This is a genomic window from Micromonospora sp. KC721 (genome assembly GCF_004348355.1).
In the GTDB taxonomy this organism is placed as follows: Bacteria; Actinomycetota; Actinomycetes; order Mycobacteriales; family Micromonosporaceae; genus Micromonospora.
This window is the reverse complement of record NZ_SMJY01000122.1, coordinates 1-19,135: the sequence shown is the minus strand read 5'-3', so window position 1 is coordinate 19,135 and position 19,135 is coordinate 1. Positions and strand designations below refer to the sequence as shown.

Here is a 19,135-nt window from a genome sequence, read left to right as displayed (position 1 = left end):
CGCCCACACCCCACTGCGCTGACCCATCCGTGATCCACTCCGGTCGCGCCATGCCGGAGCGTTCCTGTCGGCGATGCCCCGATACGGCGCAGCCAGAGTGGATCAAGTCGGGCGAACGGATCAAATGGCGAGGCGGACGGCGACCGTCAGAACGAGCTGGGCCAGGGCAACGGGGACCAGGACCAGCCAGCACAGGCGCTGGAGCTGGTCCTCGCGCAGCCGCGGGTACGCCACCCGCAGCCAGATGATCACGAAGGAGACGGCGAAGACCTTCAGCAGCGTCCACAGCCAGCCGAGCTGCGCGTCGGCGAACGGGCCCTGCCAGCCGCCCAGGAACAGCACGGTGGTCAACGCGGCGATCACCACGATGCCGACGTACTCGGCCAGCAGGAAGAACGCGAACCGCAGCCCGGTGTACTCGGTCAGGTAGCCGAAAACCAGCTCCGAGTCGGCGATCGGCATGTCGAACGGGGGCCGGCGGATCTCGGCCAACCCGGCGACGAAGAACACGATCATCGCCGGGGCCTGCCAGAGCAGCCACCACGGTCGCCACGCCTCGACGATGCCGCCGAGGCTGAGCGTCCCGGCCGCCATCGCCACCGAGGCGGCGGCCAGCACCAGCGGCAGCTCGTAGCCGAGCAGCTGGGCCGCCCCGCGCAGCCCGCCGAGGAGGCTGTACTTGTTGGCCGAGGACCAAGCCGACATCAGCACCGCCACCACCCCCACCCCGACCACGGCGAGGACGAAGAAGAGGCCGATGTCCAGCGGCTGCCCGACCAGGTCGTCCGGGCCGAGCGGGATGACCAGCAGCACCAGCAGGTAGGGCACCAGCGCCACCACCGGGGCGAGCCGGAACACCGGCCCGTCCGCCTCGCGCGGCGTGACGTCCTCCTTCTGCACGAACTTGATGCCGTCGGCGATCAGTTGTGCCCAGCCGTGGAAGCCACCGGCGTACATCGGGCCGAGCCGGCCCTGCATGTGCGCCATCACCTTGTGCTCGGCCTGACCGACGACCAGCGGCAGGGTGAGGAAGGCCACCAGCACGCCGCCGACCCGGATCACCAGCTCCAACCAGGTCGGCATCAGGCCGTACCCCCTTCGTCGCCGTCCGCCGGGGCACCGCCGTCCGCGCCACCCGGGGCGGGCCGGTCGGCCCGCGCGGAGCCACCGCTCCCGGCCGCCGGCCCGGCGCCGACCCGAGGGGTACGCCCCGCAGGGGCGCCCGGAGCCGGCCGAGCGGCCCGCTCCCGGGCCGGACGGGCCGGAGTGCCGCCACGCGGCCCCTCGCCCACGCCTCCCGCGCCCGCCGGGGTGGCGACGGTGCCCCACTCCCCCGGTGCCGGCACGCCCGGCGGGCGCACCGCGCGGCGTCCACCGCCGGCCTCGGACTCGCCCGGCTCCTTGGCCCCCGGCCACGGCTTGGCCACCCGGGAGGCGAGCACGAACTCCTTGCGCAACGGATGCCCCTCGAACTCGGGTGGCAGCAGCAGCGGGGCCAGCCCGGGATGGCCGGTGAAGTCGATGCCGAACATCTCGTGGGTCTCCCGCTCGTGCCAGCCCGCGCCGGGGTACAGCCCCACCACCGAGGCCACGGCCGGCGACTCGCGGGGCACCCGGGTACGCAGCAGCACCCCGTGCCGGTGCCGGGTGGACCACAGGTGGGCCACCACGTCGAACCCGGCGGCCAGCTCGTCCACCGCGGAGAGCCAGTCGAAGAAGTCGCAGGCCAGCTCGGCATCGTCGCGGGCCGCCCGCAGCGCGTCGGCCCAGCTCGACGGCGGCACGTCGACGGTGGCGCGGGCGTACCCCTGGCCCCCCGAGACCGACGCGGTGGCCTCGACCGGCGCGAGCAGCGCGACCACCCGCCGGCCGACCTCTTCCGGAGTCATACCGCTGATCCTATGGCCGAGGGACGGTCGCCGGGTCGGGCCGCCCGGCGCGGAGATCACTCCCGCCGGCTGCCCGCCGCCCCGGCGGGGCTTCTGCCGCTTTGCCCGGCGTGGCGCCGCCGGGCGGGGAAAGATGAGGACTGTGCGCGCTGTGACTGTGACTCCGGGGGTGCCCGACTCGCTGCGGCTGACCGACAACTGGCCGGAACCCGCCGCCGAGGAGGGTGCGATCGTGGTCGAGGCTCTCGCGGTGGGTGTCTGCGGCACCGACCACGAGATCATCGGGGGCCACTACGGTCAGGCCCCGCCCGGCCAGCAGCGGCTGGTGCTCGGGCACGAGTCGCTGGGCCGGGTGCTGGAGGATCCGAGCGGCACGTTGCACCCCGGCGACCTGGTGGTCGGCATCGTCCGTCACCCGGACCCGGTGCCCTGCCCCAACTGCGCCGTCGACGAGTGGGACATGTGCCGCAACGGGCGGTACACCGAACACGGCATCAAGGGCCTGCCCGGCTTCGCCCGGGACCGCTGGCGGGTGCAGCCGAAGTTCGCCGTCGGGCTGGACCCGGTCCTCGCCCCGGTCGGGATGCTGCTGGAGCCGGCCAGCGTGGTGGCGAAGGCGTGGGACCACATCGACCGGATCGGCAGCCGCGCCGAGTGGAAGCCGCACACGGCGTTGGTCACCGGTGCCGGGCCGATCGGCCTGCTGGCGGCCCTGCTGGCCACCCAGCGGGAGCTGTCCGTGCACGTGCTGGACCGCCCCATCACCGGCCCGAAGCCGGACCTGGTCCGGGCGCTCGGCGCGACCTACCACACCGGGACCGTGCAGGAGCTGGACCTCGAACCGGACCTGGTGGTGGAGTGCACCGGAGCGCCGTCGGTGGTGCTGGACTCGATGTGCAAGGTCGGGCCCGCCGGAATCGTCTGCCTGACCGGAGTGTCCAGCGGCGGCCGGACCCTCGACTTCGACGCGGGCGCGCTCAACCGGGCCCTGGTGCTGGAGAACAACGTCGTCTTCGGCTCGGTCAACGCCAACCGCCGGCACTGGGAACAGGCCGCCACCGCCCTCGCCCGGGCCGACCAGTCCTGGCTCAACTCACTGATCACCCGCCGGGTGCCAGTGGGGGAATACGCGCAGGCATACAGCCCCACCGGGGACGACATCAAGGTGGTGCTGGACTTCACCGCCTGATCCGGCGACACCGCTCAGCTCCCCGGCAGGCGACCGTTGCGGAACAGGTCGACGAAGAGTTGGTGGTCCTTGCGCGCCCGCGCCCCGTACGCGTGGGCGAAGTCGACCAGGTGCGCCACGAAGCCGTCGACGTCGTCCCCCACCGCCGCGACGATCGACTCCTCGGTCGAGTAGTCGACCAGGTCGTGGCTGGACTCGTCGTCGGCGACCGAGTGCATCCGGGCCACCGCCCGGCCCAGGTCGGTGAGCACCCCGGCCAGTTCCTCCGGCTCGTTGACGTCCGCCCAGTCCAGGTCGGCGGCGTACGGGGAGACCTCGGCGACGAGCTGGCCCGCCCCCTCCAACTCGGTGAAGCCCAGCCACGGGTCGGCGTGCGCCTGCAACGCCCGCTGCGACTCGGCCGTCCGGTGCCCCTGGTGCCGGAAGTAGCCGCGAACCCGCTCGTCGTCGATGTGCCGGGCCACCGCCGGCACCTGCGCCTGCTTCATGTAGATGACGACGTCGTTCTCCAACGCCTGGGTGTGCCCCTCCAGCAACAGGTTGTACGAGGGCAGCCCGGCCGAGCCGATCCCCACGCCCTTGCGCAGCACCACGTCCTTGACGTGGGCGGCGACCGGGCGGAGCCGGGCGGTGGACTCGGGGAGCGTGCCGAGGTAGTCCGCGAAGGCGGCGCAGACCTTCGCCCGGGTCGCCGGGTCGACCGGGTACACGCCGTCGCCGAGGGAGAACCGCCGCTCGTAGTTGTCGATGGTGGTCTGCGTGGCGAGCAGGTCGACCCGGGTGTTGAGCCGGGCCTGCTGGAGCACCCCGCGTAGCACCCCGTCGGCGTTGTCCAGGGTGATCGAGCCGATCGCGTCGTCGCCGCCGGCGGCGAGGGCCCGTAGCTCGGTCAGGTACGCCCGGGCGAACCCGTCGACCAGGTCGCTGATCACCCGATCGGAGAGGGCCTTGGCGTAGCAGAGCAGGGCCACGCTGGCCGCGAAGCGCTTCAGGTCCCAGGTGAACGGCCCGACGTACGCCTCGTCGAAGTCGTTGACGTTGAACACCAGCTGCCCGGAGGCGTTCATGTACGTGCCGAAGTTCTCCGCGTGCAGGTCCCCGTGAATCCACACCCGGCCGGTCCGCTCGTCCAGGAAACGGTCGTCGGCGAAGTCGCCGACCTGGTCGGCGTAGAAGAGCGACGCGCTGCCCCGGTAGAAAGCGAACGGGGTGGCGGCCATCTTGCGGAACTTGCGGCGGAAGGCCGCCGGGTCGAGCGCCATCGACGCGCCGAACTCCCCGGTCAACACGTCGATGATGAAGGCGGACCGCCGGTCCGCAGCGTGGGTCATGGCCGGCAGGCTAGCGCCCGCCCGCCAGTGGAACGCTCAGGCGACCGGCTAAACCGCGCCGACCGGGTGGACCGGTACGACGGGACCACACCCGCCGGACCGGCCCACCCGCCGGACGGACGGACGGACGAGGTCAGCGAAGCGTCGCGCCGACCGTGCTGGTGGGCGGCCGGTACCGTGCGGCGCCGATCGGTGGCCGGGCACAGGTGCGGGTCATGTCCGCCGCGATGGTGCTGGTTCCGCCGGTCGTGACGGCGACCTTGACCGCGTTGCGCCCGCCGGTGCCGTACCAGCAGCCGCGTTCCCGGTTCGCGTACTCGACGTGGACCTCCTGGGTGCGGTGCCCGCCCAGCCGGAAGGTGCCGTCCCGGCCGATGTTGACGAACGACGGGCTGGCGATGTCGCCGGTACGCGCGCTGTACGTCCAGACGTAGCCGCCGTCGACGACGGCCGTCCCGTCGGTGACCCGGCCGGCCACCGTTCCACCGGTGACCAGGTTGGCGTCGACCGTGGCCGTGCCGCCCGGGGTGACCTGGGTCAGCCGGGCGGCGAACCGGTCGGCGACGTCCCCGGACCACTGCCAGGCGTACCCGCTGTTGCCGAACGGGGCGAACTCGACCGGCCAGCGGTACGGGCCCAGATTGCCGATGGTGTAGCGACCCTCGGCGTTCGAGCAGTGCGTGCCCCAGCGGTGGCCCTGGTTGGGGTGGAAGGCGAACGGGTAGGCGCAGACGTCGGGCACCACCGCGCCGGAGGCGTTGCGGATGGTGCCGGTGATGCTGCCGGCCGGGTCCATCCGGATCGCCGGAATGGTGATCGTCTCCTTCGGCTTCAACGTCACCAGCAGGGCTTCCCGCTGGTCGCCGCTGCCGCCGTCAGCGGTGACCCACTGGTCGCCGTAGCGCTCCGTCGGCGGCTCCCAGGGGTTGATCGCCTGGTACGCGTAGAGCTGGAAGGTCTCCGCCGACCGGAACGGGCCGATCTCCAGCCGGCCGTCGTCCCACGCGCAGTCGCTGCCCATCCGCGCGGACTGGCCGCCGCCGCGCGGGATGACCAGCCGGACGCAGATATCGCGCGCCGGTTCGCCGGTGGCCGCGTCCAACACGCTGGTGGTGATCGCGGCCCCGGGTTCGAGGGCGAACCCAACCCGGGTGACCTGCCCTCGGGTCACCCGGTAATAATCCTCGGTCTCGTCGATGCCGAAGTGCGACGCGCCCCCGCTGACCGACATCTTCCAGTCGCCCGGCCGCACGTTGGGTATCCGCACCAGCCCGTTCACGCCGCAGGCGTCCGCGTCGTTGCCACCCGTACCGAGAACCCTCAGGCAGGGCTGACGCACCGGCAACCGGGTCACCGCGTCGATCACCCGCGCCTCGACGACCCCCATCGGCAGGAACGCCTCGTTCACCACCAGGTCGTCGCTGGCGGCGAGGGTGAAGATCTGGGCCTCGTCCCGGGTCTCCTTACGCGGCACCCACTGGTACCCGCGCACGTTGTCGGAGACGGAGATCTTGTAGCGGCCCGGCGGAATGTTCCGCAGGGCGTACCTCCCGGCACCGAGATCCCAGGTATAGGCGATGACCTCGTAGGATGAGTCCTCGCCGTGGAGGGTGACGGTGGCCGCAGCCGCCGCACCGTACTCGTCGGTGATCGTGCCGGTGATGCTGCCGGAGCCGCGCCCGAGGGTGACGTTCTGTTCGCGGAGTTCGTCCGCCGGGAACCAGACGGCGCCGGCGTTGAGGTGGTCGGGGGCCCGGTGCCACCACTCGGTGCGGAAGCCCGGTGCGTGCATCCGGATCTTGTAGGTGGGCCCGGCCGGCGGGCTGGGAATGGTGTAGCGCCCGGCCGAATCCGTGCAGTGCTCGGCGAGGACGTCGGTGGGCGAGGTGTGTACGGCGAGGCACGCGCCCGCGACGGGCACGCCGTCGGGATCGCTGATCACGCCGGTGTAGCCGACCGTGTCGGCGGTCGCCGGGGCGGCGAGCAGGGTGACTGTGGCGAGCGCCGCCAGGACGGCGGCCCCCGTTGCCCGCAGGGATCTCATGCCGGCAAGATAGCGACCACCGCCGACATAGAAGATCATGCAAAACGGTCGTGGCCGCCGGCCGGGCGGCCAGCGGTCAGGGGGCGGGTGGGCGGACCGGCGGGGCGGTCAGCGACTCCACCGGGCGCGGCGGGGCGCCGTCGCCGGGCACCGCGTCGACCGGCGCTGCGAGCGGGTCGGGACGGGGCACCCCGCCGAGGCCGGACCGCTCGGCGGCGATCTTCTCCTGGAGGCGGAGGATGCCGTGCAGCAGCGCTTCCGGGCGCGGCGGGCAGCCCGGCACGTACACGTCGACCGGGATGAGCTGGTCGACCCCCTTGGTCACCGAGTACGAGTCCCAGTACGGGCCGCCGCAGTTGGCACAGGAGCCGAAGGAGATGACGTACTTCGGCTCGGGCATCTGGTCGTAGAGCCGCTTGATCGCCGGGGCCATCTTGTCGGTCACCGTGCCGGAGACCACCATCAGGTCGGCCTGCCGGGGGCCGTGCGCGAACGGGATCACGCCCAGCCGGATGAAGTCGTGCCGGCCCATGCTGGTGGCGATGAACTCGATGGCGCAGCAGGCCAGGCCGAAGTTGAAGACCCACAGCGAGTAGCGACGGCCCCAGTTGAGCACGAACCGGATCGGTTCGCCGAGCACTCCCGGCAGCTGCACGGCCCGCCCCCTTCCCGTCTTCCCAGCGGACAGTCAACCACAGCCGGCGGGCGTCACCCGGGGCGTGTGCCGGCGGCGGCTGACCAGCGGCACACCTACCCCAGACGCTGCTCGGCCCGGCGTGTCGACCGGCGGTGCCTGTTCCGCTGTCCCGGACCCGACAGCCATCGACGCCCGCTGGCCGCAACCTGAGTCCCGGGCCGACCGTCTGACCCGTGCCGGTGGGTAGGCACCGCCGGCACCACGGGGAGGACGAGTGACTGTGACAAGAGACAGGCGGGCCGGCGAGCCGCCGCCGCAAGCCGGCCCCGAGCCACCCGAACTGGCCTTCGACGCCCTCTACCACGCTCACTTCCGCGGCCTGGTCGTCCAGCTGACCGCCTACACCGGGGATCTGGGGCAGGCCCAGGACCTGGTCCAGGAGGCGTTCTGCCGGGCGTACCAGAACTGGGACCGAATCGCCGGCTACGAGGATCCGCTGGCCTGGGTCCGCAGGGTCGCCTGGAACCTCGGCCACAGCCGCTGGCGGCGGCTGCGGACCGCCCAGGCGTGGCTGCTGCGGCAACGGGAGACACACGTCGCCGGACCGAACCCGGACCGGGTGGCGGTGGACGCCGCGCTGGGTCGGTTGCCGGCCCGGCAACGCCGGGCGGTCGTGCTGCACTACCTGGCCGACCTGTCGGTCGCCGAGATCGCCAGCCAGGAGCAGGTCGCCGAGGGAACGGTGAAGTCCTGGCTGCACCGGGGCCGGACGGCGCTGGCGGCGCACCTGCGCGAGACCGTCGAGGAGGTGCGGGATGTCTGAACGGGAGGCGAGCCTGCTCGCCGAGGAGTTCGACCGCTACCGCCGTACGCTGCTGGCCGAGGTCGTGGCACCCGGGCCCGCCGCCGTCCGGCGGACCGTACGGCAGCGCCACCGCAGCCGTCTGGTGGTCACCGCCACGGCGGCGCTCGCGCTGCTCACCGGCCCGGCCGTCGGGTACGCGGCGCTGCACGAGCCGACCCCGCGACCCGGCCCGGTCGACCCCACCCCGAGCCGGACCGCGGCACCGACGCCGAGCCGGTCGACCCGCCCCACGCCGGCACCGTCGGCGAGTGGCACCAGTTCCACCCCGGCCCCGCCGGACGGCCGGATCAGCCGGTCGCAACTGCTCGCCACGCCGGTGACACTGCCGGCCTGGCGCGCGGGGCCGGGTTGCCCGACGGCCGGGGTACGGCTCACCGGCGACGGCCGGGAGGGCACCAATCACCTGCTGGCGGTCGGTCACGGCGACGTCGACTCCGACGGGGCCACGGAGACGGTGGCGCTGGTGCGGTGCGCGTTGGGCACCGGCGGGCCGCAACAGGTGGTGGTCTTCGACCGGGACGCCGCAGGACGGGTGGTCACCCTCGGGCGGGTGGTGGCCAGCACCATCGACAAGCCGCAGTGGCTGATCGCGGTCGACGTGCGCGACGACGGCGTGGTCCGGGTGCAGGTCGGCGACATCCACCCGGGCGGGGGCTGGCCGGGCGAGTGGTCGCAGCGGCAGTGGCGGGGCTACCGCTGGGACGGGGACTCGTTCGGGCAGGTGTCCGGGCCGACCGCCTTCGGGCCGAACCGCCACCTCACGGACGTCGCGGTCACCGCCACCGATCTGGTGCTCACCGAGCAGCCCGACGGCTCCCGCACCGGCAGCATCGTCGTTCGGGTCCGCAACAGCGACGACCGGCCGTTGCCGTACGTGGCGCTGCGGCTGGACGTGCCGCCGGAGCTGCTCCCCGACGGGGAGAGCTGGGCGGCCTGCAACAACGGCCCGGGGACCACCGGCCGGCCGATCACCTGTGACCTGAGCCGCCTGGCGGCGGGCAAGGAGCGTCGGCTCGCCCTGGGTTTCCGGGCCGCTCCCGGGTCCCGTGTCGGCACGGGCACAGCCGAGGTGAACGTACAGCCCATGGACGAGCGGTTCGACGTCCTGCCCGACGTCAACCACGAAGACAACACGGTCCGGATCGCCTACCGGTGACCGGTGGGGTGCGGGGGTGCCCCCCGCACCCCGCGTCGGTCGGTCGCCGCTCCCGCCCCTGCGGTCACCCGCTGTCGGCCGGGGACCAGCTCGCCGCGGCCATGTCCACGCCGGCGGGCCGCAGCGGACAGCCTTCGGCGCGCAGCCGGGCCCGCGCCTGCACCTCGTGCCCCGGCGGCAGCCGGCCGGCGGAGTTCACCACCCGGTGCCAGGGCACCCCGCCGCCGTGCCGGGCCATGATCGCGCCGACCAGCCGGGCCGAGGCCCGCCCCGAGCGCTCGGCGAGCGCGTCGGCGACCGCCCCGTACGACATCACCCGGCCCGGCGGGATCCGCTCGACCAGCGCGAGCACCGCCTCGACATACTCATCAGCCGTCACGAGCTGCCACGATATGGGAACCCACCGGGGCGCGGGAGAGCCGACCGCGCAGAATGGTCGGGTGCGCGCAGCAGTCATCCAGGCCCGACGGATCGTCGTCAAGATCGGTTCGTCCTCGCTGACCACCGCCGTCGGCGGGCTGGACGACGCCCGGGTCGAGGCCCTGGTGGACACCCTCGCCGCGCGCGCCGCCGCCGGGTGCGAGGTGGTGCTGGTCTCCTCCGGCGCGATCGCCGCCGGTCTGGCCCCGCTCGGGCTGGCCCGCCGTCCCCGTGACCTGGCCACCCAGCAGGCCGCCGCCAGCGTCGGGCAGGGCCTGCTGATCGGCCGGTACGCGGCCGGCTTCGCCCGGCACCGGCTCACCGTGGGGCAGGTGCTGCTCACCGTCGACGACGTGACCCGCCGGGCGCACTACCGCAACGCGTACCGGACGCTGCGCAAGCTGCTCGACCTGCGCGCCGTCCCGATCGTCAACGAGAACGACACGGTCGCCACCGAGGAGATCCGCTTCGGCGACAACGACCGGCTGGCCGCCCTGGTCGCCGCCCTGGTCGACGCCGACCTGCTGGTGCTGCTGTCGGACGTCGACGCGCTGTGGACCGGCGACCCGACCCAGCCGGGCAGCACCCGGATCAGGGAGGTGCACGGCGAGGGCGACCTGGCCGGCGTCGACGTCGGCGGGGCCGGCCGGGCCGGCATCGGCACCGGCGGCATGGTCACCAAGGTGGAGGCGGCCCGGATCGCCACCGGCTTCGGCATCCCGGTCGTGCTGACCGCCGCGCCGCTGGCCGCCGGGGCGCTCGCCGGCGAACCGCTCGGCACGTTCTTCCACCCGAGCAGTCGCCGCCCCGCCGCCCGGCTGTTCTGGCTGGCCCACGCCACCGCCCCCCGGGGCCGGCTGCACCTCGACCCGGGTGCGGTGCAGGCCGTGGTGGGCCGACGCAAGTCGCTGTTGCCGGCCGGGATCACCGCCGTGGACGGCGCGTTCACCGCCGGCGACCCGGTGGACCTGGTGGACGCCGACGGCGCACCGGTGGCCCGGGGGCTGGTCAACTACGACGCGGTGGAACTGCCGGGGTTGCTCGGCCGCTCCACCGGAGAGCTCGCCGCGGCGCTCGGCCCGGCGTACGAACGGGAGGTCGTCCACCGCGACGACCTCGTGCTGCTGTGAGGAGTGCAGGCATGAGCGTCAGCGAGCAGGCCCACCGGGCCCGGAAGGCGGCGGGAGAACTGGCCGTCGCCACGCGTACCACCAAGGACGCCGCGCTGCACGCGATGGCCGACGCGCTGGTGGCGCGTACCCCGCAGATCCTGGCCGCGAACGCGACGGACCTGACGGCCGGGCGGGAGGCCGGGCTGAGCGCGGCCGTGCTGGACCGGCTCGCCCTCGACCCGGGCCGGGTGGCGGGCATCGCGGACGCGCTGCGCCAGATGGCGGCGCTGCCCGACCCGGTCGGCGAGGTGGTACGCGGCTCGACCCTGCCCAACGGGCTGGAGCTGCGCCAGATCCGGGTGCCGTTCGGGGTGGTCGGCATCATCTACGAGGCCCGCCCGAACGTCACCGTGGACGCCGCCGGCATCTGCCTGAAGTCCGGCAACGCCGCGCTGCTGCGCGGCTCCTCCTCGGCGGCACACTCGAACGCCGCGCTGGTCGCGGTGCTGCGCGACGCGGTCGCCGGGGCCGGCCTGCCGGCGGACGCGGTGCAGTTGCTCGACGCCACCAGCCGCGACTCGGTCAAGGAGCTGATGCGGGCCCGTGGCCTGGTCGACGTGGTGATTCCGCGCGGTGGCGCGTCGCTGATCCGCACGGTGGTCGAGGAGTCGACGGTGCCGGTGATCGAGACGGGTGTCGGTAACTGCCACGTCTACGTGGACGCCGCCGCCGACCTGGCCAAGGCGGTGGCGGTCACCCTGAACGCCAAGACCCAGCGGTTGTCCACCTGCAACACCGCGGAGTCCCTGCTGGTGCACGCCGACGTGGCGGACGCCTTCCTGCCGCCGGTGCTGGCCGCGTTCGCCGAGGCCGGGGTCACCGTGCACGGCGACGACCGGGTGGCCGGGTACTCCGCCGCCGTCGTCCCGGCCACCGAGGAGGACTTCGCCACCGAGTACCTCTCGGCCGACATCTCCGTCGCCGTGGTCGACTCGTTGGACGCGGCGGTGGCGCACATCCGGCGGTACGGCACCGGCCACACCGAGGCGATCGTCACCGACTCCCAGCCGGCGGCCCGCGAGTTCGTGGCCAGGGTGGACGCGGCGGCGGTGATGGTGAACGCCTCCACCCGGTTCACCGACGGCGGTGAGTTCGGTTTCGGCGCCGAGATCGGCATCTCCACGCAGAAGCTGCACGCCCGGGGCCCGATGGGCCTGCCGGAGCTGACCAGCACCAAGTACGTCGTCACCGGGGACGGTCACCTGCGAGGCTGAGCTCCGCTGTGGACTACGGCCGGTGGCGTCGCACCGGGTCGGTAGGCTGGACACGGTGCGAGGCGGCCAGCTCTGGGGAGGCGGCATGCTGGGTGAGGACGCCCTGGAACAGCAACTGGCGCAGGCCCGGGCGGCCCTGCGGGAGACGCAGCGCGCCGTCGCCGCGCCGGAGCGGGTCGAGTCGGTGGCCGAGGCCGCTGATGGGCGGATCCGCCTCACCCTCGGCCCCGACGGGCGGTGCAGCGCGGTCGAGATCGACCCCCGGGTGTTGCGCGAGGGTTCGGACTATCTGGCCGAGGAGCTGCGCCGGGCGGTGAACGCGGCGCTCGACGGGCAGTCCGAGGCGGTTGCCGGCACCGAACCGATGCCCGACCTCGCCGCGATGACCGCCACTGTGGAACGCCTCCAGGACCAGGGCCTGCGGCAGATGCGGGAGATCAGCCTCGCGATCAGCGAGACCATGCGCAAGCTCCAGCAGCGGAGCTGACCGTGGAGCCCCTCGACGTCGACCTCGACGCACTGACCCGCGGCGCGGAGCAGCTCGCCGAGGCGAAGGAAAGCGTCCGGCAGACCTTCGAGTCGTTCCAGGCAGCGGTCGGCGGGTACGAGCACGCCTTCGGCGGTGACGAGATCGGCATGCTGCTGGGCGCCGCCCACCAGGCGTGCGTGGAGGCGCTGGCCGAGTGCCTGAGCACCAACATCACCGAACTGGAGAGCTACGCCGAGGGCCTGCGCGGGATGGCGGAGAGCTACCGGGCGGTGGAGGACGGCGTCACCGACGCTCTCCGGTCGATCCTCGACAAGCTGGGTTGAGGGAGGAGCTGGCGTGGGTCTGACGTTGCCGGGGGAGCTTGCCTCGCTGCTCTCGATGCTCGGGTACGACTGGCCCGAGTCCGACGAGACGGCGCTGTTCCGGCTGGCTGGCGAGTGGACCGGCATGGCGGGCCGGATCAACGGTTCGGTCGCCCAGTTGGAGTCGGCGGCGCGGACGGTACTGGACACCAACCGGGGTGAGAGCCTCAGCGCGTTCGCCGGCGAGTGGAACGACAAGGAGTCGGCCGCCCGGAACATCGCCGACGCCGCCAATCCGGCGAACGTCATCGCGATCGGGCTGATGGCCGCCGCGGGCGTGGTGCTGGCCCTCAAGATCAACGTGATCATCCAGCTCGTCGTGCTGGCGATCCAGATCGCACAGGCGATCGCCACGGCGGTGGCCACCTTCGGGGCGTCCCTGCTCCAGATCCCCATCTTCAAGATGATCACCGGGCTGATCATCGACCAGCTCATCGGCATGGCCGTGAACACGGTGCTGAATGGCTAGGAAGCGGACCACCCCACCCCGGCAGACCCAGGCCAGAGGCGCCAAGATCCTCTCGGCGTACCTGGAGAACGCCGACGTGTTCCGCACCGCCAAGACCAACGGCACCAACCCGCGGGGCCCGGCCGTGCTGGTGTTGAGAAACCGGCCCGACTTCGACAAGAAGGACTTCGACCGGAAGGCCAGGGACCTGGTCCGGCTCGGCCAGCAGGGGCGGTTGAGCAAGGCGAAGTCGGACCGGACGGCCAACAACGTCTACCACCAGGGGGGCCGGGGAACCAAGCCGGGCACCCGGACCCGCACCAACGTCTTCCGGGACCGGGTGACCCGCCGGCTGACCAGGAACAGGCGGCTGACCCAGGAGCACGGCACCCGGGAGACCAACCAGTACCTGGCCAACAAGGAACTCGTCGAACGCCTCTACGGCGGCCGGGGGCCGATCCGGGCCCGAGGCGAAGGGCTGGACCCGGACCACATCCACGAGCTACAACTCGACGGAGCGGACACATACGCTAACCTCAGGCTGATGGACGCCTGGACCAACCGTGAGCTCGGCCGCGAGATCTCCCTGGCGTTGCGCGACGTCCCCGAGGGCACCCCGGTCATCGTGAAGGTCCTGCCATGACCCGGCCGGACCCGGCCGTCCTCGCCCGGATCGCCGAGAAGCTGGAACTGCTCACCCGGGTGGAGGCCGAGCACGGCTTCGGTGTGCGCGTCGAAGGGCCGGCGCCGTTGGAGCCGATCCCCGACCTGCCCGGCGTCGCCGAGGTCTACAGCCTGTTCCGGCGCTTGGAGGGCGACAACTTCCGGTTCCAGGCGCCCAAGGAGATCCTCACCCCGCAGGCCTGGGAGGAGGACGAGGTCAACCCGGACGACCCGATGGGCAGCCCACTCATCGTCGGCTACGAGATGGACAGCGTCCCCCCCGGCCTCCGGGCCGAGATCCGCGGTGGCGACCCGATCTACCTCGACCGGGAAGACCTGGACGTGTACTACATGGAGTCCAGCGCCTACGTCTACCAGTACGAGCACCCCGACGAGGACGTCGAGTTCACCGTCATCTCCCCCGACGTCGCCACCTTCTTCGACGAGCACGTGCTCGGCCCTCGCTATCCGGAGCTGGTCGCCGTCGTCCTCGGTCCCGCCGCTGCCGAGCAGCGGCTGCGCAAGGGCCGCCATGCCGGCGAGTACGCCGACAACTGGCGGCGGCTGCTGATCGCCGCCGGCCTGTCCTCCTGACCCACCCGCCGACCCCGCGAAGGACCGTCATGGCCGCTGATCCCCGGTTCACCGCGCTGTGGAACTCCGACGAACTCATCCCGTACCCGCGCGAGGCGTGGCTGGAGGGGGGTTTCGGCCCCGACATGCTCCCCGAGGGCGACGAGATCCCGCTCGACGTGGCGGTGGTGTTCACCGCGTTCCTCGAAGGCGACATCGAGCTGTACGACACCATCCAGCTGACCACCGAGGACGGCTCGCTGGACATCCGGCTGATCGTGGTCGGCGCGGTGGCCGACAACACCGACCTGCTCTACGTGCTCGACCCCCGCACCGGGGAGATCCTCCAGTTCGACCTGGCGCAGCAGGACGTCCAGCCGGTGAACACCAACTTCCGCACCTTCGTCGAGTTCCTCTACCAGTTCGCGCTCTTCGTCGAGGCCGACGAGGGCAAGCCGGGCCGGGCCGAACGGGCGGAACAGCTGCGTATGCTGTTGGAGAGCATCGACCCGGCCGCGTTCGCCCCCGACGGCTGGTGGCCGCTGGTGATCAGCCAGCTGAAGTGATCACCGGTCGGCCCGCCCGAATCGCGGTCAGGGTGGTGTGCACGTCGAACTGGTGCCCGTCGTCGCTGTCCCAGCCGCCGTCGCTGCGCTGGGTCTCGGCGAGCCGCCGACGGGCGGAGACCAGCAGCCACTGTTCCTGGTCCACCTCGACCCGGCGCAGGGTCGCGGCCAGCCAGGCCACGTCGGCCGGGGACATCGTCGGCACCCGCTCGGCCAGCACCGCCTGAATCCGGGCCGACTCGTCGTACATCGCCTGCCGGTGCAGGACCGCCGCGCTGAGCCAGCCGGCGGGCAGGAACGAGGGCCAACTGCCGTCCGGGGCCAGCCGCGCGGCCAGCGCGTGCGCCGCCGCCTGCACCACCCCGGCGTAGGCCCCGCCGACCCGGTGGTCGAGCGGGCCGGCGGCCCGGGCGTCGAGCCCGGCCACGGTCAGCCAGAACCCGGCGTACGCGGTGAGGTAGAGGTGAGCCTCGGGATCACCCGGGCGAGCCCACTCCGGGGCGACCCCGGCCAGCCTCGGGTCCTCGTCCCATCCACCGTCGGCCAGTTGCCGCGCGGCCAGCCAGTCGAGCGCGTGCCGGGCGGCCGGGCGGTTGAGCGCACCCAGGTCGTCCAGTTCGGCGAGGCGGAAACAGGTCGCGTCGACCGAGGAGACCTCGCCGCCGAGAATGGCGGGCCACCCGCCGTCGGGCGACTGCCCCGCCTCGGCCGCGTCGAGCAGTTCGGCGGGGACCGGCGCGCCGGTGCGCAGCCGGGAGAGTCGCGCCCGGTCCACCGCGTCCCCGTGCGCCACGACGAACCCGACCGCCGCCTCCAGATCCATCACGACAGAGACGCTACCTGCGAAAACGCGCGTCCGCCTCCGGCGGACGGCCCGCTTGCCCGTCCGCCGGCCGGCTACCGGCGCGACCCTGGCGTGCCCGCCGACGAGCATTGCGTTGGCAATGCCCGTCACGGTGGGCGGTTGCGCCGGCTGATCAGCACTGCTGTCACCGTCCGTGGCCACATCGCCGTCGGCCCGGGCCGGTCGGCAGAGCCGGCCGGCCCGGGGGCAGAGCCGGCCCCGGGGCCGCTCGGTCAGTACGCGGGCAGCGACGGGTCGATCTGCTTGATCCAGGAGAGCACGCCGCCCTGGACGTGCACGGCGTTGGAGAACCCGGCCGCCTTGAGCGCGGCGAGCGCCTCGGCGGAACGCACCCCGGACTTGCAGTGCAGCACGATCTGCCGGTCCTGGGGGAACTTCGCCAACGCCTCACCGGAGATGATCTCGCCCTTGGGAATCAGGGTGGCTCCGGGGATCCGGACGATCTCGTACTCGGCGGGCTCACGAACGTCGACCAGGAAGACGTCCTTCCCGGCGTCCTGCCACTCCTTGAGCTCGGTGGCGGTGATGGTGGCGTTGACGACCGCCTCCTGTGCCTCCTCGGACACCGCGCCGCAGAAGTCCTCGTAGTCCTCCAGCAGGTCGGTGACCGTGGGGTTCTCGCCGCAGAGCACGCAGTTCGGATCCTTGCGGACCTTGATCTTGCGGTAGGTCATCTCCAGGGCGTCGTAGACCATCAGCCGGCCGACCAGCGGCTCACCGATCCCGGTGAGCAGCTTGATCGCCTCGTTGACCTGGATCGAGCCGATCGACGCGCAGAGCACGCCGAGCACGCCGCCCTCGGCGCAGGACGGCACCATGCCGGGCGGCGGGGGCTCCGGGTAGAGGCAGCGGTAGCAGGGGCCGTGCTCGGCCCAGAAGACCGACGCCTGGCCGTCGAAACGGTAGATCGAGCCCCACACGTACGGCTTGCCGAGCAGCACCGCCGCGTCGTTGACCATGTAGCGGGTGGCGAAGTTGTCGGTGCCGTCGACGATCAGGTCGTACCGCGAGAAGATGTCCCGGACATTGTCCCGGTCCAGCGCGGTGTTGTGGATCTCGACCGTGACCAGCGGGTTGATCTCGCGGATCGACGCGGCGGCGGACTCGGCCTTGGCACGGCCGATGTCGGAGACACCGTGGATGATCTGGCGCTGGAGGTTGGACTCGTCGACGGTGTCGAAGTCGATGATGCCCAGCGTCCCGACTCCGGCGGCGGCCAGGTACATCAGGGCCGGCGAGCCGAGACCGCCGGCGCCGACGCAGAGCACCCGGGCGTTCTTCAGCCGCTTCTGCCCCGCCACCCCGACGTCCGGGATGATCAGGTGGCGCGAGTAGCGGCGGATCTCGTCAACGGTCAGCTCGGCGGCGGGTTCGACGAGCGGGGGCAGCGACACGGTGGACTCCCCGGGATCGGCTGGTGGCGAACCGGCCCATTGTCGCTCGCTGCACCGGCGATCGGCCATGAGCAGGGACACGCCGCCCGACATGCGGGAGCGGGAATAAGTCAGACCCCGTCGGTCGGCGCACCATCGTATCGATGCCCGTCGACGTACGGCCAGGCGTTCGCGACGCAGCCTTTCAGGCCGTACGTCTGCTGCTGCATGACCGGTGCCGGCTCCCCTGGGCCCGGGCAGCCCTGGTGCCGCTCGCCGAACTCGTGCCCGACCTCGTGGTTGACCACGTACGCCCGGTAGGTCTCCAACGAGGCACCGTAGTCCGGCACGGCCTCCATCCACCGGGCCAGGTTGATGATCACCTGGCCGGGCAGCCGACACGAGGTGTACCGCTCGGTGCGCAACCCACCCACCGCGCACATCCGCTCGGAGGTGGCCGGAGTGGCGAGGAAGACGGTGAAATCGACCTTGGCGGCCTCGGGCACCCGCTGCACCCGCAGCTCGCCCGAGCCGATCCAGCTGCGCGGGTCGCCGAGCACCTCGTCCACGGCGGCGGCGAAGGCGTCGACGTCCTGGCCGCTGCCCTGCTCCACGGCGACCCGGTACCGGCGCAGCGGGCCGTCGTGACCCTGCACCCCCGAGCGACCACCGGCGACGTCGAACCGACCGGGGCCGCCGGTCGGGTAGCCGGCGGACGGCGTGGGCCGCTCGCCCGCACCCAGCCCGTACCCGGTCGGCGCGGCGGCGGGCGCGACGGTCGGCGGCGGGCCCGGACGGGGCGTGGTCACCGTGGCGACCGTCGCGCCGACCGCCACCAGGACACCCAGGGCGACACGAGCACGTCTCGGGCGGCGCCGGAGCCGGCCGGCGGCGCGGCGGAAGGGGAAAGCGTCCACCTCGCCAGCATCCCAGACCAATCGGGCATACAACTGCTTTTGCCGCAGTTATCGCGAAGATGTTTCACTGGCACGTACCGGCTCAGAGCGCCCGCCCCCGGTACCGTTTCCCGTCCAGGTACGGCCACGGGTTGGCCGTGCAGCCGTCCAGGAAGAGCGTCTGCTGCTGCATCACCGGAGCCGGCCGACCCCGGCCGGGGCAGCGTTCGTGGCCGTGGCCGAGTTGGTGCCCCACCTCGTGGTTGACCACGTAGAGGCGGTAGAGGGACAACGGCACGCCGCCCCGCACGAAATGCGGCACCGACCGCTGCCACCGCTCCAGATTGACGATCACCTTTCCCGGCGCCCGGCAGGACGTGTACGGCCGGCCACCCACCCGGATGTTCACGCCCCCGGCCAGACACATCCGCCCGGCCGTCGTCGCGGTCACCAGATAGACCGTGAAGTCGACCGACTCGCCGGAAGGCACCCGGCGCAACCGCAGCTCACCCGAGTCCACCCAGCTACCCGGGCCGGTCAGCGCGGCCTGCACCTGGTCGGAGAAGTCCCGCACGTCCACACCGGAACCGTGCTCCACCGCCACCCGGTACCGCTGCACCCGACCGGCCCGCCCCAGCGTCGGCCCCGGCCGGTCGTCGTACCCGAAACTGCCCTTCCCGCTGGCCGGCACCGGACCCGCGACCTGGAGCACCGGGGCGGGGTCGGACGCGGCGGTCGACGGGGTGACAGGCTGCGACGACACCGGCACCAGCGACGCGTCCGCCCCCTCCGGGGTCGGTGCCGCCGCCCCCGCGGCGAGCGGCGCGCGGCCCAGGTCCGGGTCGGCACCGCCGGCCGAGAGGGCACCCCCGGCCCCGGCGGCGACCGCGAGCGCGGCGACCAGCAGCACCGTCCACCGGCGACGTACGGCAAGCGAACGGGCACGGTGCACCGCAGGCGGACGCCGGTGGCGGCGCGGGAG

21 protein-coding genes are annotated in these 19,135 nt (G+C 72.8%); 11 read left to right on the top strand and 10 right to left on the bottom strand.

Annotation, left to right across the window (positions count from 1 at the left end; all coding sequences use genetic code 11):
* Positions 1–120: 120 nt before the first annotated feature.
* Positions 121–1,083, bottom strand: a complete 963-nt coding sequence (locus E1182_RS19975) for a complex I subunit 1 family protein (protein ID WP_132267519.1) — start codon at positions 1,081–1,083, stop codon at positions 121–123.
* On the bottom strand, positions 1,083–1,889 hold the full coding sequence (locus E1182_RS19970; RefSeq protein ID WP_132267517.1) for an NADH-quinone oxidoreductase subunit C: 807 nt from the start codon (positions 1,887–1,889) through the stop codon (positions 1,083–1,085). Before E1182_RS19970 ends, E1182_RS19975 begins: the two co-directional genes overlap by 1 nt.
* A 142-nt stretch (positions 1,890–2,031) precedes the next feature.
* Between E1182_RS19970 and E1182_RS19965 the strand changes: the two genes are divergently transcribed.
* Positions 2,032–3,078 (top strand): glucose 1-dehydrogenase, encoded by a 1,047-nt coding sequence (locus E1182_RS19965; protein ID WP_207921454.1) that lies wholly within the window; start codon positions 2,032–2,034, stop codon positions 3,076–3,078.
* 14 nt (positions 3,079–3,092) lie between these two features.
* On the opposite strand, the gene E1182_RS19960 is transcribed toward E1182_RS19965, so the two are convergent.
* The 3 genes from E1182_RS19960 to E1182_RS19950 all read right to left on the bottom strand — a co-directional run bounded on the left by E1182_RS19960 (position 3,093) and on the right by E1182_RS19950 (position 7,108).
* Entirely contained in the window at positions 3,093–4,409 is a 1,317-nt protein-coding gene (locus E1182_RS19960; RefSeq protein ID WP_132267513.1) for a DUF2252 domain-containing protein, read from the bottom strand.
* Between the two features lie 133 nt (positions 4,410–4,542).
* Positions 4,543–6,453: a carboxypeptidase-like regulatory domain-containing protein gene (locus tag E1182_RS19955; RefSeq protein ID WP_165942670.1), complete on the bottom strand. Its 1,911-nt coding sequence runs from the start codon at positions 6,451–6,453 to the stop codon at positions 4,543–4,545.
* A gap of 76 nt (positions 6,454–6,529) precedes the next feature.
* Entirely contained in the window at positions 6,530–7,108 is a 579-nt protein-coding gene (locus tag E1182_RS19950) for an NADH-quinone oxidoreductase subunit B (protein ID WP_132267509.1), read from the bottom strand.
* A gap of 256 nt (positions 7,109–7,364) precedes the next feature.
* On the opposite strand from E1182_RS19950, the gene E1182_RS19945 reads away from it, so the two are divergent.
* Together E1182_RS19945 and E1182_RS19940 are read left to right on the top strand one after the other, a co-directional pair.
* A complete protein-coding gene (locus E1182_RS19945; protein WP_132267507.1) occupies positions 7,365–7,913 on the top strand; it encodes a SigE family RNA polymerase sigma factor in 549 nt (182 codons plus the stop codon).
* Positions 7,906–9,111: a hypothetical protein gene (locus E1182_RS19940; protein WP_132267505.1), complete on the top strand. Its 1,206-nt coding sequence runs from the start codon at positions 7,906–7,908 to the stop codon at positions 9,109–9,111. The genes E1182_RS19945 and E1182_RS19940 overlap by 8 nt, the downstream gene beginning before the upstream one ends.
* Before the next feature lie 64 nt (positions 9,112–9,175).
* Here the strand turns inward: E1182_RS19940 and E1182_RS19935 are convergent, their stop codons facing one another.
* Entirely contained in the window at positions 9,176–9,490 is a 315-nt protein-coding gene (locus tag E1182_RS19935) for an MGMT family protein (protein ID WP_132267503.1), read from the bottom strand.
* A gap of 13 nt (positions 9,491–9,503) precedes the next feature.
* Between E1182_RS19935 and proB the strand changes: the two genes are divergently transcribed.
* From proB to E1182_RS19895, 8 genes are all read left to right on the top strand, one after another.
* Complete coding sequence (proB, locus tag E1182_RS19930) at positions 9,504–10,661, top strand: glutamate 5-kinase (protein ID WP_132267501.1); 1,158 nt, start codon at positions 9,504–9,506, stop codon at positions 10,659–10,661.
* Positions 10,662–10,672: 11 nt separating this feature from the next.
* Entirely contained in the window at positions 10,673–11,917 is a 1,245-nt protein-coding gene (locus E1182_RS19925; RefSeq protein WP_132267499.1) for a glutamate-5-semialdehyde dehydrogenase, read from the top strand.
* Positions 11,918–12,002: 85 nt separating this feature from the next.
* Positions 12,003–12,404 (top strand): YbaB/EbfC family nucleoid-associated protein, encoded by a 402-nt coding sequence (locus tag E1182_RS19920; protein ID WP_132267497.1) that lies wholly within the window; start codon positions 12,003–12,005, stop codon positions 12,402–12,404.
* A 2-nt stretch (positions 12,405–12,406) separates the two neighbouring features.
* Positions 12,407–12,730 (top strand): PE domain-containing protein, encoded by a 324-nt coding sequence (locus E1182_RS19915; protein ID WP_132267495.1) that lies wholly within the window; start codon positions 12,407–12,409, stop codon positions 12,728–12,730.
* 13 nt (positions 12,731–12,743) lie between these two features.
* A complete protein-coding gene (locus tag E1182_RS19910; protein ID WP_132267494.1) occupies positions 12,744–13,238 on the top strand; it encodes a hypothetical protein in 495 nt (164 codons plus the stop codon).
* The gene (locus E1182_RS19905; protein ID WP_132267491.1) at positions 13,231–13,860 is read left to right on the top strand and encodes a hypothetical protein; all 630 of its coding nucleotides are present in this window, start codon (positions 13,231–13,233) and stop codon (positions 13,858–13,860) included. The genes E1182_RS19910 and E1182_RS19905 overlap by 8 nt, the downstream gene beginning before the upstream one ends.
* On the top strand, positions 13,857–14,474 hold the full coding sequence (locus E1182_RS19900; RefSeq protein WP_132267489.1) for a hypothetical protein: 618 nt from the start codon (positions 13,857–13,859) through the stop codon (positions 14,472–14,474). Before E1182_RS19905 ends, E1182_RS19900 begins: the two co-directional genes overlap by 4 nt.
* Positions 14,475–14,503: 29 nt before the next feature.
* Entirely contained in the window at positions 14,504–15,019 is a 516-nt protein-coding gene (locus tag E1182_RS19895) for an SUKH-4 family immunity protein (RefSeq protein WP_132267487.1), read from the top strand.
* Here E1182_RS19895 and E1182_RS19890 read toward each other — a convergent pair.
* The 4 genes from E1182_RS19890 to E1182_RS19875 form a co-directional block, all read right to left on the bottom strand.
* Positions 15,003–15,842: a prenyltransferase/squalene oxidase repeat-containing protein gene (locus tag E1182_RS19890; RefSeq protein WP_371687578.1), complete on the bottom strand. Its 840-nt coding sequence runs from the start codon at positions 15,840–15,842 to the stop codon at positions 15,003–15,005. The genes E1182_RS19895 and E1182_RS19890 overlap by 17 nt on opposite strands.
* Before the next feature lie 254 nt (positions 15,843–16,096).
* On the bottom strand, positions 16,097–17,278 hold the full coding sequence (gene moeZ, locus E1182_RS19885) for an adenylyltransferase/sulfurtransferase MoeZ (protein WP_132267485.1): 1,182 nt from the start codon (positions 17,276–17,278) through the stop codon (positions 16,097–16,099).
* Between the two features lie 110 nt (positions 17,279–17,388).
* Positions 17,389–18,174 carry a DUF3152 domain-containing protein gene (locus E1182_RS19880; RefSeq protein ID WP_243706318.1) on the bottom strand — a complete coding sequence of 262 codons (786 nt, stop codon included), beginning with the start codon at positions 18,172–18,174 and terminating at the stop codon, positions 17,389–17,391.
* Positions 18,175–18,256: 82 nt separating this feature from the next.
* Positions 18,257–19,135 (bottom strand): DUF3152 domain-containing protein (locus tag E1182_RS19875; protein ID WP_371687577.1); only part of this gene is annotated, 879 nt, incomplete at its 5' end.